Annotated in this window: 14 protein-coding genes and 1 riboswitch; of the genes, 4 read left to right on the plus strand and 10 right to left on the minus strand. The window is 72.7% G+C overall.

Translation table 11 applies throughout. The annotated features are described in order from the left end of the window. Window positions 1–170 precede the first annotated feature (170 nt). Genes ACZ4V6_RS14430 through ACZ4V6_RS14460 form a run of 7 tightly spaced genes read right to left on the minus strand, consistent with a single transcriptional unit; the run spans window position 171 to window position 4,959 of the window. Window positions 171–650 carry a PH domain-containing protein gene (locus ACZ4V6_RS14430; protein ID WP_467826599.1) on the minus strand — a complete coding sequence of 160 codons (480 nt, stop codon included), beginning with the start codon at window positions 648–650 and terminating at the stop codon, window positions 171–173. A gap of 51 nt (window positions 651–701) precedes the next feature. Next, window positions 702–1,550: an ATP phosphoribosyltransferase gene (gene hisG / locus ACZ4V6_RS14435; RefSeq protein ID WP_467826602.1), complete on the minus strand. Its 849-nt coding sequence runs from the start codon at window positions 1,548–1,550 to the stop codon at window positions 702–704. 48 nt (window positions 1,551–1,598) lie between these two features. Further along, window positions 1,599–1,871, minus strand: a complete 273-nt coding sequence (locus ACZ4V6_RS14440) for a phosphoribosyl-ATP diphosphatase (protein ID WP_011027788.1) — start codon at window positions 1,869–1,871, stop codon at window positions 1,599–1,601. A 34-nt stretch (window positions 1,872–1,905) separates the two neighbouring features. Next, window positions 1,906–2,391, minus strand: a complete 486-nt coding sequence (ribH, locus tag ACZ4V6_RS14445) for a 6,7-dimethyl-8-ribityllumazine synthase (protein ID WP_189230675.1) — start codon at window positions 2,389–2,391, stop codon at window positions 1,906–1,908. Between the two features lie 29 nt (window positions 2,392–2,420). Next, on the minus strand, window positions 2,421–3,710 hold the full coding sequence (locus tag ACZ4V6_RS14450) for a bifunctional 3,4-dihydroxy-2-butanone-4-phosphate synthase/GTP cyclohydrolase II (RefSeq protein ID WP_467826606.1): 1,290 nt from the start codon (window positions 3,708–3,710) through the stop codon (window positions 2,421–2,423). Further along, window positions 3,707–4,351 (minus strand): nicotinamide mononucleotide transporter family protein, encoded by a 645-nt coding sequence (locus ACZ4V6_RS14455; protein WP_467826609.1) that lies wholly within the window; start codon window positions 4,349–4,351, stop codon window positions 3,707–3,709. The genes ACZ4V6_RS14450 and ACZ4V6_RS14455 overlap by 4 nt, the downstream gene beginning before the upstream one ends. After that, complete coding sequence (locus ACZ4V6_RS14460; protein WP_467826612.1) at window positions 4,348–4,959, minus strand: riboflavin synthase; 612 nt, start codon at window positions 4,957–4,959, stop codon at window positions 4,348–4,350. Before ACZ4V6_RS14460 ends, ACZ4V6_RS14455 begins: the two co-directional genes overlap by 4 nt. A gap of 151 nt (window positions 4,960–5,110) precedes the next feature. Further along, window positions 5,111–5,241, minus strand: a riboswitch (FMN riboswitch). 226 nt (window positions 5,242–5,467) lie between these two features. Here ACZ4V6_RS14460 and ACZ4V6_RS14465 point away from each other — a divergent pair. Continuing rightward, window positions 5,468–7,831, plus strand: a complete 2,364-nt coding sequence (locus ACZ4V6_RS14465) for a chitinase C-terminal domain-containing protein (RefSeq protein ID WP_467826615.1) — start codon at window positions 5,468–5,470, stop codon at window positions 7,829–7,831. 174 nt (window positions 7,832–8,005) lie between these two features. After that, window positions 8,006–8,770: an SDR family oxidoreductase gene (locus ACZ4V6_RS14470; protein WP_467826617.1), complete on the plus strand. Its 765-nt coding sequence runs from the start codon at window positions 8,006–8,008 to the stop codon at window positions 8,768–8,770. A gap of 123 nt (window positions 8,771–8,893) precedes the next feature. On the opposite strand, the gene ACZ4V6_RS14475 is transcribed toward ACZ4V6_RS14470, so the two are convergent. Further along, window positions 8,894–10,087 carry an ROK family transcriptional regulator gene (locus ACZ4V6_RS14475; RefSeq protein ID WP_467826620.1) on the minus strand — a complete coding sequence of 398 codons (1,194 nt, stop codon included), beginning with the start codon at window positions 10,085–10,087 and terminating at the stop codon, window positions 8,894–8,896. A gap of 126 nt (window positions 10,088–10,213) precedes the next feature. Here ACZ4V6_RS14475 and ACZ4V6_RS14480 point away from each other — a divergent pair, with 126 nt between their 5' ends. Further along, on the plus strand, window positions 10,214–11,425 hold the full coding sequence (locus ACZ4V6_RS14480; RefSeq protein ID WP_467826623.1) for an MFS transporter: 1,212 nt from the start codon (window positions 10,214–10,216) through the stop codon (window positions 11,423–11,425). On the opposite strand, the gene ACZ4V6_RS14485 is transcribed toward ACZ4V6_RS14480, so the two are convergent. Next, a complete protein-coding gene (locus ACZ4V6_RS14485; RefSeq protein WP_467826626.1) occupies window positions 11,385–11,843 on the minus strand; it encodes an acyl-CoA thioesterase in 459 nt (152 codons plus the stop codon). The genes ACZ4V6_RS14480 and ACZ4V6_RS14485 overlap by 41 nt on opposite strands. A 188-nt stretch (window positions 11,844–12,031) precedes the next feature. Between ACZ4V6_RS14485 and ACZ4V6_RS14490 the strand changes: the two genes are divergently transcribed. After that, complete coding sequence (locus ACZ4V6_RS14490; protein WP_467826628.1) at window positions 12,032–13,438, plus strand: uracil-xanthine permease family protein; 1,407 nt, start codon at window positions 12,032–12,034, stop codon at window positions 13,436–13,438. On the opposite strand, the gene ACZ4V6_RS14495 is transcribed toward ACZ4V6_RS14490, so the two are convergent. Further along, window positions 13,420–14,553 (minus strand): glycoside hydrolase family 6 protein, encoded by a 1,134-nt coding sequence (locus tag ACZ4V6_RS14495; RefSeq protein ID WP_467827366.1) that lies wholly within the window; start codon window positions 14,551–14,553, stop codon window positions 13,420–13,422. The two genes, ACZ4V6_RS14490 and ACZ4V6_RS14495, sit on opposite strands and share 19 nt — an antisense overlap. Window positions 14,554–14,657 lie beyond the last annotated feature (104 nt).

The raw sequence follows: 14,657 nt of genomic DNA on the forward strand, positions 1-14,657 counted from the left end.
CCGGGGGGAGTCACTCCTCGGGTAGCGGGAGCCCCCGCGCACCGGGCGGAGCGACAGGGGCGAAGACGCGACGACCGCGTCTCCGTTCCCAGATTAATCACGAAAAGGGGGTGTGCGGCAGGGTGGACGCCGCCGAGCCGGTGCCCGGGGCGTCCCGGCGGCGGGCCCGGTCAGCCGCGCGGCGCCTCGGGGCCGGGGGTGGAGCGGGCCTCCACCAGGGCGCGCAGGGCACGCGCGTCGGCGATGGCGCGCTGCTTGGCGATGCCCGGCTGGATGCCGAGCGCGGGCAGGCTGGTGCCGTCGCTGAGGTCGAGGAACACCCACGGGTCGCCGGCGCGGAGGTTGACCCGGAGGATCTCCGGCCACTCCAGGTGCCGCTTGGCCGTCAGGTTGACGACGGTGACGCCCGACTCGTCGGCGACGACCTTGGGCCGGGACAGCAGCATCAGGACGCCGGCCAGGAAGAGGGCCGTCAGCACGAAGCTGAGGCGCTCTCCCGGGCCGAGCCCGTTCAGCAGCAGGCCGACCGCCGAGACGGTCACGACGGTGGCGACGGCCAGGCCCACGAGGACGGCTCGGGTGCGGCCCGGCCGGAAGGTGACGGGCAGGGCGGGCAGGTCCGGTCCGGCGCCCGACGGTGCGTCCGACATGGTGTGTGTGCTCCGGGTCACGCGGGAGGAACGGCGGTCAGGGGCGGCGGGTCAGAGACGGCAGGCGTGGATGGCCGTGGTCAGGATGGCCCGGGCGCCGATGTCGTACAGGTCGTCCATGATCCGCTGGGCCTCCTTGGAGGGGACCATCGCGCGGACGGCGACCCAGCCCTCGTTGTGCAGCGGGGAGACGGTCGGGGACTCCAGACCGGGGGTGAGCGCGACGGCCTTCTCCAGCTGCTCGACGCGGCAGTCGTAGTCCATCATCACGTAGGTCCGGGCCACCAGGACGCCCTGGAGGCGGCGCAGGAACTGCTGGACCTTGGGCTCCTCCGCGTCGGCTCCGGTACGGCGGATCACGACCGCCTCGGACGTCATGATGGGCTCGCCGAAGACCTCCAGGCCGGCGTTGCGCAGCGAGGTGCCGGTCTCGACGACGTCGGCGATGACCTCGGCGACACCGAGCTCGATGGCGGTCTCGACGGCGCCGTCGAGGTGGACGACGGAGGCGTCGACGCCGTTCTCGGCGAGGTGGCCCGCGACGATCCCCTCGTAGGAGGTGGCGACCGTCCTGCCCCCGAGGTCCTGGATGCCGGTCGCGGTGCCCGGCTTGGCGGCGAAGCGGAAGGTGGAGCGGGCGAAGCCGAGCGGGAGGATCTCCTCGGCGTCGGCGCCGGAGTCGACCAGCAGGTCGCGGCCGGTGATGCCGATGTCGAGGCGGCCGGAGGAGACGTAGATCGCGATGTCGCGGGGGCGGAGGTAGAAGAACTCCACCTCGTTCACCGGGTCGACGATCCGCAGTTCCTTGGACTCGCGGCGCTGCTGGTAGCCGGCCTCATGCAGCATCTCCCCCGCGGGGCCTGACAGGGAACCCTTGTTGGGGACGGCGATGCGCAGCATGAGGTCGGCTTCCTTTGTGTGAAGGGGTGTGGGGGAAAGCGGTGGGCTTCAGAGGTGGGCGTAGACGTCGTCCAGGGAGATCCCGCGGGCGACCATCATCACCTGGACGTGGTACAGCAGCTGGGAGATCTCCTCGGCCGCCGCGTCCTTGCCCTCGTACTCGGCGGCCATCCAGACCTCGGCGGCCTCCTCGACGACCTTCTTGCCGATGGCATGGACCCCCTTGTCCACCAGTTCGGCGGTGCGGGAGGTGGCGGGGTCGCCGTTCGCGGCCTTGTGCTGGAGCTCGGTGAAGAGCTCCTCGAAAGTCTTCTTGGACATGGTGGCGCCCACTTTACGCGTAGTCCCGGCGGGGCTAACGCCACGGTTCGGATACCGAGCGGAGCGTGGCCGCCGTGGCGACGGCCGCGGTCACCGCCTCGTGTCCCTTGTCCTCGCTGGAGCCCTCGATGCCGGCCCGGTCCAGGGCCTGCTCCTCGGTGTCGCAGGTGAGGACGCCGAAGCCGACGGGCACGCCGGTGTCGACGGAGACCTGGACCAGGCCCTGGGTCACGCCCTGGCACACGTAGTCGAAGTGGGGGGTGCCGCCGCGGATGACGACGCCGAGGGCGACGATCGCGTCGTAGCCGCGGCCGGCGAGGACCTTGGCGACCACCGGGAGCTCGAAGCTGCCGGGGACCCTGAGCAGGGTCGGCTCGTCGATGCCGAGCTCGTGCAGGGCGCGCAGGGCGCCGTCGACCAGTCCGTCCATCACCTTGTCGTGCCACTGTGCCGCGATGACGGCGACCCGCAGGTCGCCCACGTTGCGTACGGACAGCTCCGGTGCACCCTTGCCGCTCACGTGTCTCCTCGAATCCTTGCTCGCTGCGCTTACTGGTTGCCGCAGGTGGACACGGGCGTCGTGTCCAGCCAGGGCAGGTCGTGTCCCATCCGGTCCCGCTTGGTGCGCAGGTAGCGGAGGTTGTGCTCACCGGCCTGGACGGGCATCGGCTCGCGGCCGGTGACGTGGATGCCGTGCCGTTCGAGGGCATCGGACTTGTCGGGGTTGTTGGTCATCAGCCGTACGGCGCGCACGCCGAGGTCGGCGAGGATCCGGGCGCCGGCTCCGTAGTCGCGGGCGTCGGCGGGCAGGCCGAGCTCCAGGTTGGCGTCGAGGGTGTCCCGGCCGCGTTCCTGGAGTTCGTAGGCGCGCAGCTTGGACATCAGGCCGATGCCGCGTCCCTCGTGGCCGCGCAGGTAGACCACCACTCCCCTGCCCTCGGCCTGGATGCGGTCCAGGGAGGCGTCGAGCTGGGGGCCGCAGTCGCAGCGCTGGGAGCCGAAGACGTCGCCGGTGAGGCATTCGGAGTGGATGCGGACCAGGACGTCCTCGCCGTCGCCGATCTCGCCGTGGACGAGGGCGACGTGCTCGACGCCGTCGACGGTGGAGCGGTAGCCGTACGCCGTGAACTCGCCGTGCCGGGTGGGCAGGTGGACCTCGGCCTCGCGGCGGACGGTGGGCTCGGCGCTGCGGCGGTAGGCGATCAGGTCCTCGATGGAGATGATCGTCAGGCCGTGCTTGCGGGCGAACGGGATCAGCTCGGGCAGCCGCAGCATGCGCCCGTCCTCGCCCGCGATCTCGACGATGGCGCCGGCCGGACGCAGGCCCGCGAGGCGGGCGAGGTCGACGGCGGCCTCGGTGTGGCCGTCGCGGACCAGCACGCCGCCGGAGCGGGCGCGCAGCGGGAAGACGTGGCCGGGGCGGACCAGGTCGTCCGGCTCGGCGGCGCCGCTCGCCAGGAGCCGGAGGGTGGTGGCGCGGTCGGAGGCCGAGATGCCGGTGCTCACGCCGTGGGCGGCGGTGGCGTCCACGGAGACCGTGAACGCGGTCTTCATCGACTCGGTGTTGTCGTCGACCATCTGCGGGAGCCGGAGCCGGTCCAGTTCGTCGCCCTCCATGGGGGCGCAGATCAGGCCGCGGCACTCGCTCATCATGAAGGCGACGATCTCCTCGGTCGCCTTCTCGGCGGCGATGACGAGGTCGCCCTCGTTCTCGCGGTTCTCGTCGTCGACGACGACGACCGGACGGCCGGCCGCGATGTCGGCGATGGCCTGTTCGACGGGGTCGAGAGCGAGGTCCTCGGGGCCGTCGGGGCTGTAGAGGATGGGTGCCGCGGTCATGCGGGCGCTCCTTCCGGGACGGGCCGCGCGGCGTCGCGGGAGCGCAGCCACCAGTCGCGCAGGCCCCACAGGACGAGCGCGCCGTAGAGGACGTAGACGAAGCCGGAGAAGGCGAAGCCGTTGGCGAAGTTCAGCGGGACGCCGACCAGGTCGACGAGCAGCCAGGCGAACCAGAACTCGACCATGCCGCGGGCCTGGGCGTACATGGCGACGACGGTGCCGACGAAGATGTACGCGTCCGGCCAGGGGTCCCAGGACAGGGTCGGGAAGGCGGTGAACAGGCCGCCGACGGCGAGGGTGCCGAGGGCGGCGGCGCCGAGCAGGGCGCCGCGTTCGCGCCAGGTGGCGAAGCGGACGGCGATCGAGCCGTCCTGGCTCTGCCGCCGGCCGCGGTTCCACTGCCAGAAGCCCCAGGCGGCGACGACCATGACGACGATCTGCTTGCCGGCGCTGCCGGAGAGGTGGGCGGTGGCGAAGGCCGCGAAGAGGATCAGTCCGGAGACGAACTGCACGGGCCAGGTCCATATCGAGCGCCGCCAGCCGAGGGCGAGGCCGAGCAGACCGATCACGTTGCCGATCATGTCCGACCACTTGATGTGCTGGTCGAAGAGGGTGAACGCCTCGGAGTTGAGCCAGTTCACTTGGTGTCTCCCTGTTCGACGTGGCCGCCGAGCAGCCGCTCGACGTACTTGGCGATGACGTCCACCTCGAGGTTGACCGGGTCGCCGGGCTGCTTGATGCCGAGCGTGGTCAGGGCGAGGGTGGTGGGGATGAGGCTGACGGTGAAGAAGTCCGGACCGGCGTCGACGACGGTGAGGCTGATGCCGTCGACGGTGACGGAACCCTTCTCGACGACGTAGCGGGCGAGGCCGGCGGGCAGGGAGATCTTCACGATCTCCCAGTGCTCGGAGGGCTTGCGCTCCAGGATCTCGCCGGTGCCGTCGACGTGGCCCTGGACGATGTGGCCGCCGAGCCGGGCGCCCACGGCGGTGGGACGCTCCAGGTTGACGCGGGAGCCGACGGCGAGGGCGCCGAGGCTGGAGCGGTTCAGGGTCTCGGCCATCACGTCGGCGGTGAACTCGTCGCCGTCGTGGTCGACGACGGTGAGGCAGACGCCGTTGACGGCGATGGAGTCGCCGTGCCGTGCGCCTTCGGTGACCACGGGGCCGCGCAGGCGGAAGCGACAGGCGTCGTCGAGGGTCTCGACGGCGGTGATCTCGCCCAGCTCTTCGACGATTCCGGTGAACACTTCCCGGGTCCTCCTGCCTCTTCGGGCACGGACTCCGGGGCTGTCGACGAACGACAGGAAGGACGAACGAGGGGTCCGGGAGCGACGCCGGACGGGACCCGCCCGCGACGGGCGAGCCCAGAGGTCGGCGGCGCGCACGTGTGCTCGCCCGCCGCGCACTGCCTCCCATCCGGACTTTAACCGTCGGTCCAGGAATTTCACCTGGTCAACCGGTCGCTGGAGGCGACCGGGTCGCGGACTGTAACCGCCGGTTCGGACTTTCACCGACCCCGGAGTGCGCTGCTTCTGGTACAGGGCCAGTGTGCCACGGCCGGCACGCACTCATGCCGACGGAGGGTGTGGGGTGGCTCACAGAACGCCGCGGCGGGCCGTCCCGCCGCACCGCACCCGCTCCGCGACTCGCCCAACTCCCCCGCCCGCACCCTCCCTTGCGATTGGTCCATACCTATTGACTCACTGGTCTAGTCCTCTCTAGGGTCTGCGCAACTTCCGTGGAGAGGAACCGACTGTGCCTTCCCCCTCACGCTCCAGAACCCGCCACCGGACGAGACCGGCCCTGTTCGCCGGCGCCGTCGCCGTCGCCGGCCTGGTGCTCTCCAGCCTCCCGGCGACCGTCTCGCACGCCGCCGGCCAGGAGACCTGTCGCCCCGACGGGCTCTACCGGACACCCGGGGTCGACGTCCCCTACTGCTCGGTCTACGACGCCGAGGGCCGGGAGAAGATGGGCGCCGACCACCCGCGGCGGGTGATCGGCTACTTCACGGGCTGGCGCACCGGCAAGGACGGCAAGCCCGCCTACCTGGCCTCCGACATCCCCTGGGACAAGGTCACGCACATCAACTACGCGTTCGCGCACGTCGACGGGGCCAACAGGCTCTCCGTCGGTTCGGCCGGCGCGGCGAACCCCGCGACCGGGATGACGTGGCCGGGCGTGAGCGGCGCCGAGATGGACCCGGGCCTCCCCTACAAGGGTCACTTCAACCTGCTCAACAAGTTCAAGAAGCAGCACCCGGACGTCAAGACGATGATCTCGGTGGGCGGCTGGGCCGAGACGGGCGGCTACTTCGCGGACGACGGCTCGCGCGTCGACTCGGGCGGCTTCTACTCGATGGCCACCAACGCCGACGGCTCGGTCAACCAGGCCGGCATCGACACCTTCGCGGACTCCGCGGTCGACTTCGTGCGGAAGTACGGCTTCAACGGCGTCGACATCGACTACGAGTACCCGACGACGATGAAGGACGCGGGCAACCCGCTCGACTGGTCCTTCGCCAACGGCCGCCGGGCCGGGCTGGTCAAGGGCTACGCGGCGCTGATGAAGACGCTGCGCGAGAAGCTCGACCGCGCGGGGGCCGCGGACGGCAGGCACTACCTCCTCTCCGTCGCCGCGCCGTCCTCGGGATACCTGCTGCGCGGCATGGAGACCTTCCAGGTCCAGAAGTACCTGGACTACGTCAACATCATGTCGTACGACCTGCACGGCGCCTGGAACGAGTACGTCGGCCCGAACGCCTCCCTCTTCGACGACGGCAAGGACGCCGAGCTCGCCGCCGCGGGCGTCTACTCCACCTCCCAGTACGGCGGCATCGGCTACCTCAACACGGACTGGGCGTACCACTACTTCCGCGGCTCGATGCCCGCCGGGCGCATCAACATCGGGCTGCCGTACTACACGCGGGGCTTCAAGAACGTCACCGGCGGCACGGACGGACTGTGGGGCAGGGCCGCGGCCACGAACTGCCCGGCCGGCTCCGGCCTGACCAAGTGCGGTGACGGCGCGGTCGGCATCGACAACCTGTGGCACGACCTCGACTCCAACGGCAAGGAGTCGCCAGCGGGTTCCAACCCGATGTGGCACGCCAAGAACCTGGAGAAGGGCGTCGTCGGCGACTACGTGACCGACTACGGCTTCCCGGCCGGCACGAAGCTGACCGGGACCTACGCCCGCAAGTACGACGCCACGCTGGTCGCGCCCTGGCTGTGGAACGCGGAGAAGAAGGTCTTCCTGTCCACCGAGGACGAGCAGTCGGTCAGGGCCAAGGCGGACTACGTCGTGGACCGCGGCATCGGCGGCACGATGGTGTGGGAGCTCGCGGGCGACTACGCCTGGAACGCGGGCAAGGGGCAGTACGAGCCGGGCTCGACGCTGACCGGCACGATGTACGACGCCTTCAAGTCGGCCACGCCGTACGGGGCGAAGCGGTCGACGGCCGCCCTGCCGGCCGAGGCGCTGGACATCGGCGTGGAGTTCGGGCAGTTCCCGCTCGGCGACTCCAACTACCCGATCGGCCCGAAGCTGAAGATCACCAACAACACGGGCACGACGCTGCCCGGCGGCACGGAGTTCCAGTTCGACTACGGCACCTCCGCGCCCGGCAACGCCAAGGACCAGTCCGGCTGGGGCACCACGGTGATCCGCAGCGACCACACCGGCTCCAACGCCGGCGGCCTGAAGGGCGACCACCACCGCGTCTCGCTGAAGCTGCCGGCCTGGCAGTCGCTGGCGCCGGGCGCCTCCACCACGGTGGACTTCGTGTACTACCTGCCGGTGTCGACGCCGTCGAACTGGACGGTGACGTTCGGCGGGAAGTCGTACGCCCTGGCCGGTGACCTGGCCCGGGGAACCACCGTGGTGGACCCCGGTACGCCGGTCCCGACGCCCACGCCGACGGGCACCGGGTCCCCGGGCCCCGGCCCGACGGACGGCACCGGTCCGTGCGCCGCACCGGCCTGGAGCGCGGCCGACTCGTACGGCGGGGGCACCACGGTGTCCCACAAGGGGCACTCCTGGAAGTCCAAGTGGTGGACGAAGGGCGAGGAACCCGGCACCACCGGCCAGTGGGGCGTCTGGCAGGACCTCGGCGCCTGCTGAGCCCCCGCAGGACCGGCCCGGCGGCGGTGACGACGGCCCTTGCCCGCCGCCGGGCCACCCAACGCGGCAAGGGTCGCCCCCGTCCGGTGTCACATCTCCGGCGTGCTGATCCGTCCAAGCCGACGACGGGGTGTTCCACTCGGGAGCACCGCCTGCGCGAAGGGGCTGAACAGCATGACCACGATCCTGGTGACCGGCGGCACCGGCACGCTCGGCCGGTTCGTCACCGAGCGGCTGCGCGCGGACGGGCACGAGGTGCGGGTGCTCAGCCGGCACGCCCGGCCGTACGCCGTCGACCTGCGCAAGGGCGGTCGTGACCTGGACGCGGCGCTCGACGGCGTCGGCACGGTCGTGCACTGCGCGACCACGCAGACCGGCGGGGACGAGCGGGCGGCGACGAACCTGCTGGCGGCGGCCCGGCGGGCCGGGGCGGGGCACGTGGTCTACATCTCGATCGTCGGCGTCGACCGCGTGCCGCTCGGCTACTACCGCACGAAGCTGGCCGTCGAGCGGCTCGTCGAGGAGTCCGGGCTGGGCTGGACGGTGCTGCGGACGACGCAGTTCCACGACCTGGTGGTGCGCCTGTTGCAGGCCCTGGCCAAGCCGCCGGTCCTGCTGGTGCCGGCGCAGGTCGCCGACCAGCCGGTCGAGGTGCGGGAGGTCGCGGACCGGCTCGCCGAACTGGCGGCCGGCGAGCCCGCCGGACGGGTCCCGGACCTGGGCGGTCCCGAGGTGCGGAGCTTCGAGTCGCTCGCCCGCGCCTACCTGGCCGCCACGGGACGCAGGCGGGCCGTGGTGGACCTGCCGCTCGCCGGGAGGACCTACCGGGCGTTCCGCTCGGGCGGGCACCTGGCGCCGGACAGGGCGCTGGGCAAGGGCACGTTCGAGGAGTACCTGACGGCACGGTTCGGACACGGGACCGGGGGCGGCCGGGGGTGACCGCGGCGCGGGGCCGGGCCCGGCGGCCCGCGCTCCACGGCCCGGCGGTCGCCCCCCGTATGCCCTGGCCCCTGTCGTCGGTCCCCGGCCGTCCGGGCGGAGGCGGGGGACCGACGACAGGGCCTAGCGCTCCTGCGGGCCGAACAGGTCGTCCTGGGCGCGGTCCCGGGCGGTCAGCAGGGCCCCGCGCAGGACGGCGCCGCCCCCCAGGGCGCCGGCGCGCACCTCGGTGACGAGCGGTGACATCCGGGCGAGGCGGTCCTGCACGCGGGCGGCGAGCGTGCCGCCGCCGGCCCGGCCGGTCTCGCCGGCCAGCACGACACAGCCGGGGTCCAGCACGGAGACGACGGCGGCGGCCCCGAGCGCGATCCGGTCGGCGAGTACCTCGAGGAACCGCCCGGCCGACGGGTCGGCGCCGGCTGCGCGTACCGCCGCCCGCACCAGCGTGGCCGCGTGCGGCTCCCCCGCGGCGCGGTCCGCCGTCACGCCGTGCCGTGCCGCGAGGGCGGCCACCGCCGCCGCACCGGTCATGGAGTGGAAGCCGCCGTCGCAGTCGGTGGCCGAGGGCAGACCCGACGTGCCCGGCACCGGCAGGAACCCCAGCTCGCCCGCGCCGCCGGAGACGCCGCGCCGCAGGGCGCCGTCGAGGACGACCGCGCCGCCCACACCCAGGCCGAGCCAGAGCAGGACGAACGTGTCCCGGTCGCGGGCCGCACCGTCGCGCTGCTCGGCCAGCGCGGCGAGGTTGGTCTCGTTCTCGACGCCGACCCGTGCCCCGGGCAGCCGCTCCCGCAGCGCGGCCACCAGGCGGCGGTGCCACTCGGGCAGGCCGGTGGAGTCGCGGAGTTCACCGCTGGCCGGGTCGATCAGGCCGGGGGCGCCCACGCAGACGGTGTGCAGCCGGTCGGCCCCCGCCTCCTTCGCCGCGTGCTCGACCAGGGTGACCGCCTGTTCCACCGCGGGGCCCGTGCCGGCGCCGTCGCCGATCGGTGCGGACGCCTCGGCCAGCACCCGGCCGAGCAGGTCCGACACGAGGACGGAGACGCTCTCGGTACGTACGTCGAGGGCGGCCAGGTGGGCCCGGCCGGCGACGATCCCGTACAGCTTGGCGTTCGGCCCGCGGCGCTGCTCCCCCGACTCCCCGGCCACCTCGATCAGACCGGAGGCGGTGAGGCGTTCGACGAGGTCGGCCACGGTGGGCCGGGAGAGGCCGGTCAGCTGCTTCAACTGGGCGGCCGTCAACGGGCCCTCCTGCTGGAGCAGACGCAGGGCGAGCCGGTCGTTGATGGCCCGGGCGGTGCTCGGGGATGCGGGCATGCCGGGATCCTTCCAGATCGGCGGGCGTGGAGTCGCGCCCGGTACCCACTATCTATCAGGCAGGCTTCCTGATAGTTTACGCCGCGCGACACAGCAAGCGGAGCGGACCCGACGGAGGAGTCGAGGATGAGCGCAGTGGTCTACGCGCACGGTCAGGTGAGGCGCGCCCGGTACGCCGTGGCGGCCGTGTTCGCCGTGCACGGCGCGGTCACCGGCTCGTTCGCGACCCGGGTGCCGTGGATCCAGGACCACGCCGGGGTGAGCCCGGGCCAGCTCGGGCTGGCGCTGGCCTTCCCCGCGCTCGGCGCCTCGGTCGCCATGCCGCTGGCCGGCCGCGTCAGCCACCGCTTCGGCGCCCGTACCGCCCTGCGCGGTCTGCTGGCCCTGTGGACGCTGGCGCTGGTGCTGCCCTCCCTCGCCCCGAACCTGCTCACCCTGTGCGTGGCCCTGTTCGCCTACGGCGCCTCGGCCGGCATGTCGGACGTGGCGATGAACGCGCTCGGCGTCGAGGTGGAGAACCGGCTCGACAAGTCGATCATGTCCGGGCTGCACGGCATGTGGAGCGCGGGCGCGCTGACCGGCTCGGCGGCCGGCACCCTCGCCGCCCACCTGGGCGCGGACGCGCGGCTGCACCACGGCCTCGTCGCGGCGGTGCTGACCGTGCTGGGCCTGGTGGCCTGTGCCTGGGTGCTGGACCTCCAGCCCGCCGAGGACGAGGACCCGCCGCCGCGGTTCGCGCTGCCGCCCCGCTCGGCGCTGCTGATCGGCGCGGTCGGGTTCTGCGCGGTGTTCGCGGAGGGCGCGAGCCTGGACTGGTCGGCGGTCTACCTGCGGGACCAGCTGGGGACCTCGGCCGGTCTCGCGGCGGCCTGCACGACGGGCTTCACGCTCACCATGGCCGTGGTCCGGCTCGTCGGGGACAGGGTGGTGGACCGCTTCGGCGCGGTGCGCACGGTCCGGGTGAGCGGCGTGCTGGCCACGCTCGGCGGCCTGCTCGTGGTCGCCGGCGGGCACCCGGCGGTGGCGATGACCGGCTTCGCGCTGATGGGTCTGGGCATCGCGATCGTCGTCCCGCTCTGCTTCGCGGCGGCCGGCCGTGCCGGTTCCAACCCGAGCCTGGCCATCGCGGGCGTCGCCACCATCACGTACACGTCAGGGCTGGTGGCGCCGAGCGCGATCGGCGGCCTGGCGCAGGCGACCAGCCTGATGGTGTCGTTCGGACTGGTGACCGTGCTGGCCTGCTGCCTGGTGGTGTTCGCGAAGGTGCTGCGCGTCGGCGACCGCGACCGGCCGAAGATCAGTCCGCCGAGCGCAGCAGTGCCCGACCGGCGACCCTGAAGGCCTCGCTCCACGGCGCCGGGCGCAGCGTCGCGGAGTCCAGCCGGACCAGTACCCGGGTGCCGCGGGCGTACGTGGTCGCGCCGTCCGCCGAGCAGAACCGGAAGCCGTACGTCAGCCCGGTCGTGCCGAGCCGCTCCAGCCAGAGGTGGACGGCGTACGCGCCCGGCCTGGTGACCGGCGCCTCGTAGGTGATCGTCAGCTCCTTGACCGCGTTGCAGGCGTCGTCGGCCGCCGCCCAGTCGCCCTCGAAGCGGAAACCGTGCTCGGTCCACAGCTCGGCCCAGGCCCGCTCGACCATCACGGGGTAGCGGGCGTTGTGCAGCAGACCGAGCGCGTCCAGGTCGTCGAAGTGGACGGTGACGGGGACGAGCCGGCCGTGGGACAGGGCGGGCGCGGCGGGGGCTTCGGCGGTCACGGGCGGGGCTCCTGGTCTTGCTCGGCTGTGCTCACGTACGGCGGATCGCCTCCATCCTAAGCAGACGCTCAGCGGCATCGGCCCCGGGGAAGGCGCTGGTCAGCAGGGGGCGCGGGACGTGGGACCCGCCGCCACCCCCGACAATGGTGCGGACAGTCCTCACGTACAGAAGAAAGCGAAACCTCACCATGGACCTCGGCGTGCGCTGGAAGCTGCACGGTGACGGGCGCACGCCCGCACCCGGAGCGGTCGTCCGCCCCGACGAACGGCTCTCGTGGCCCCGCACGGCCGGGCTCGGCGCCCAGCACGTGGTGGCCATGTTCGGGGCGTCCTTCGTGGCTCCGGTCCTGATGGGCCTGGACCCCAACCTCGCGATCATGATGTCGGGCGTGGCGACCGTCATCTTCCTCCTCGCCACCCGCGGCCGCGTGCCCAGCTACCTCGGCTGCTCGCTCTCCTTCGTCGGCGTCGCCGCCGTGATCCGGGCGCAGGGCGGCACCAGCGCCACGGTGACCGGCGCGGTGTTCGTCGTCGGCGCCGCGCTGTTCCTGGTGGGCCTCGCGGTGCAGCGGTTCGGGGCGCGGATCATCCACGCCGCGATGCCGCCGATCGTCACCGGCGCCGTGGTCATGCTGATCGGCTTCAACCTGGCCCCGGTCACCGCCTCCACGTACTGGCCGCAGGACCAGTGGACGGCCCTGCTGGTGATGCTGTTCACCGGTCTGGCCGTGGTCTGCCTGCGCGGTTTCTGGTCCCGGATCGCGATCTTCCTGGGGCTGGTCTTCGGCTACGCCCTGTCCTGGGCCCTGGACCGGATCTTCGGGAAGATCCACTCGGTGGACGGCAGCGGCAAGCTCACCGACCACTGGCGGCTGGACTTCTCCGCCGTCGGACAGGCCGACTGGATCGGGCTGCCGTCCTTCCACGGGCCGAGCTTCGAGTGGTCGGCGATCCTGGTCGCCCTCCCGGTCGTCATCGCGCTGATCGCGGAGAACGCCGGGCACGTCAAGGCGGTCGGCGAGATGACCGGCGACTCCCTCGACGACAAGCTGGGCACGGCGATCTCCGCGGACGGCGTCGGCTCGATGCTGTCCACCGCGCTCGGCGGGCCGCCCAACACCACCTACTCCGAGAACATCGGCGTGATGGCCGCGACCCGGGTCTACTCGACGGCCGCCTACTGGGCCGCCGCGGGCTTCGCGCTCCTGTTCGGCCTCTGCCCGAAGTTCGGCGCGGTCGTCGCCGCGATCCCCGGGGGCGTCCTCGGCGGCATCACGGTCATCCTGTACGGCATGATCGGCCTGCTCGGCGCGCAGATCTGGATCAACGCCGGGGTGGACCTGCGCAACCCGCTGAACCTGGTGCCGGCCGCGGCGGGCATCATCATCGGCGTCGGCAACGTCAGCATGAAGTTCACCGACACCTTCTCCCTCAGCGGCATCGCGCTGGGCACCCTGGTCGTCATCACCGGCTACCACGCGCTGCGCGCCTTCGCCCCGGCCCACCTCAAGACGCAGCGGCCGCTGCTGGACGAGGGGACCTCGTCGTACGACGAGGAGACGGGGGGCGAGGGTTCTCAGCGGGCCAAGTCGTAGGCGTACGACGGGGTGAACGTGCCCGGCGTCCCCTTGCAGCCGTCCGACTCCCCCGGCAGCTTCACCCACAGGTAGGCGTCGATGCGGCCCATGCCGGTGCTCAGGGTCGGCGCGCGGCCGATCTTGCGGCCGTCGGGGTCGCACCACTCGCCTTCGGGCGGGGCGCCGTTGCCGTTGCGGCTGGTGTCGATGACGGCGCCCAGGCTCGCCGGGCCGCCGAGGGCGTCGAGGACCGCGCGGTCGTGGGTGATCTCGTCGGCGGTGGTGTGGAAGTTGGAGACGTTGCTGAAGACGCCGTCCGAGGAGTCGGCCGAGGCGGCACCGGCCTGCTTGAGCCACTCCGCCTGCTTGGCGGGCGCGTGCCAGCCGGAGTGGCCCGCGTCGAAGTAGACGCGCGCCTTCGGGTCGGCGTCCTTCACGACCCGGCCGGCCCGGGCCAGGGAGGCGAAGCGGTCGGCCCGCTCACCGGCGGACAGGCACTCGGCCTGGGCCACCGAGTCGGGCTCCAGGACGACGATGACCTCGCCGGAGCCCAGCCCCGCGGCGAAGCGGTCGATCCAGTCGTCGTAGGCGTCGAGGTCCGGCGCCCCGCCCTCCGAGTACCCGCCGCAGTCGCGGCCGGGTATCACGTACGGCACGACCACCGGCACCCGGCCCTGGGCGGCTGCGCCCGAGGTGACCGCGCGGACCCGGGAGGTGATGTCCTCCGGCGTGAAGTCGGCGAACCACACGGCGGCCGGGTGGTCGGCTATGCGGGAGGCGATGACGTCCTGGCGCGGGTCGTCGGGGTGGGCCCGGACCCACTCGAGGACCTGGGAGCCGGGGTGGCGGTAGAGCCCGGCGGGGGCCGCGGTGGTCCGGGGCTCCTTCCGTTCGGTCTTCTTCGGCAAGGGGCTGGGGCTCGTCCTCTCCGGAGGCGAGGGGGAGGGTGAGGCGGAGACCGGGGGCGTCGCGGAGGCGGACGGGGACGGCGTGGCGGGCGGGGGGACCGGCCGCGGCGACCGCGTCACCCGTGTACTCGCCTCGTCCGCGCCACCGCCGCCGTCGTCGCCGAACGCGGTCAGCATGCCGGTCGCGGTGCCGACCGCGACGACGACGGACGCCGCCGCGACCATCGCACTGCGCCGGACGGCACGCCTGCGCTCGGACCTGCGAGCGGCCAGACGCCGGGCACGAAGGCCTGACACGTGCGTTCCCCCTCCCCCGCACGGCGGGCGCG

Source organism: Streptomyces sp. NPDC029152 (genome assembly GCF_055564355.1).

Bases quoted from the DNA above. Each gene is read 5' to 3' on its own strand.
- ACZ4V6_RS14470 (WP_467826617.1), top strand. From the start codon at position 8,006: ATGACCACGATCCTGGTGACCGGCGGCACCGGCACGCTCGGCCGGTTC.
- ACZ4V6_RS14450 (WP_467826606.1), bottom strand. From the start codon at position 3,710: ATGACCGCGGCACCCATCCTCTACAGCCCCGACGGCCCCGAGGACCTC.
- ACZ4V6_RS14495 (WP_467827366.1), bottom strand. From the start codon at position 14,553: ATGGTCGCGGCGGCGTCCGTCGTCGTCGCGGTCGGCACCGCGACCGGC.
- ACZ4V6_RS14440 (WP_011027788.1), bottom strand. From the start codon at position 1,871: ATGTCCAAGAAGACTTTCGAGGAGCTCTTCACCGAGCTCCAGCACAAG.
- ACZ4V6_RS14475 (WP_467826620.1), bottom strand. From the start codon at position 10,087: ATGCCCGCATCCCCGAGCACCGCCCGGGCCATCAACGACCGGCTCGCC.
- ACZ4V6_RS14490 (WP_467826628.1), top strand. From the start codon at position 12,032: ATGGACCTCGGCGTGCGCTGGAAGCTGCACGGTGACGGGCGCACGCCC.
- hisG (WP_467826602.1), bottom strand. From the start codon at position 1,550: ATGCTGCGCATCGCCGTCCCCAACAAGGGTTCCCTGTCAGGCCCCGCG.
- ACZ4V6_RS14430 (WP_467826599.1), bottom strand. From the start codon at position 650: ATGTCGGACGCACCGTCGGGCGCCGGACCGGACCTGCCCGCCCTGCCC.
- ACZ4V6_RS14480 (WP_467826623.1), top strand. From the start codon at position 10,214: ATGAGCGCAGTGGTCTACGCGCACGGTCAGGTGAGGCGCGCCCGGTAC.